The organism is Pseudoflavonifractor phocaeensis, assembly GCF_016901955.1.
GTDB classification, from domain to species: Bacteria; Bacillota; Clostridia; order Oscillospirales; family Oscillospiraceae; genus Flavonifractor; species Flavonifractor phocaeensis_A.
Genome location: NZ_JACJLC010000235.1, coordinates 1 through 441 on the forward strand (window position 1 = coordinate 1; position 441 = coordinate 441).

1 protein-coding gene is annotated in these 441 nt (G+C 49.4%); it reads left to right on the forward strand.

What is annotated here, in order from left to right; all coding sequences use genetic code 11:
- On the forward strand, nucleotides 1-409 hold a 409-nt coding region (locus H6B51_RS17350), incomplete at its 5' end, for a transposase (protein ID WP_243421385.1).
- Nucleotides 410-441 lie beyond the last annotated feature (32 nt).

Sequence of the window (441 nt, forward strand, 5' to 3'; positions counted from 1 at the left end):
CCTCGATATGGGCCTTAAATCATTTGCAGTCACCTCCAATGGAGTAGAGTATCCAAACCACAAGTTTCTGACTAAGAGCATCCGTAAACTGGCTCGTCTCCAGCGCCAGTTCTCCCGAAAATCAAAGGGGAGCAAGCGCAGGGAAAAGGTGCGGGTGAAGGTAGCTCGGTTGCAGGAACATGTTGCCAATCAGCGGCAGGACATGTTGCATAAACTGTCTACAGGCCTTGTGCGCCAGTACGATGTAATCTGCATCGAGGGTTTGGCTTCTAAGAACATGGTCAAGAACCACAAACTTGCCCGGTCTATCTCAGACGCAAGCTGGGGTGAGTTCGTAAGCGCTCAACGACCACCCACCTTCCGTATCCCTCGAAAATGTGAGACAATATCCCAAAACTCAAAAAGCTGACAGTCAGTTTTTTAAGACTTCACATCAGGAGG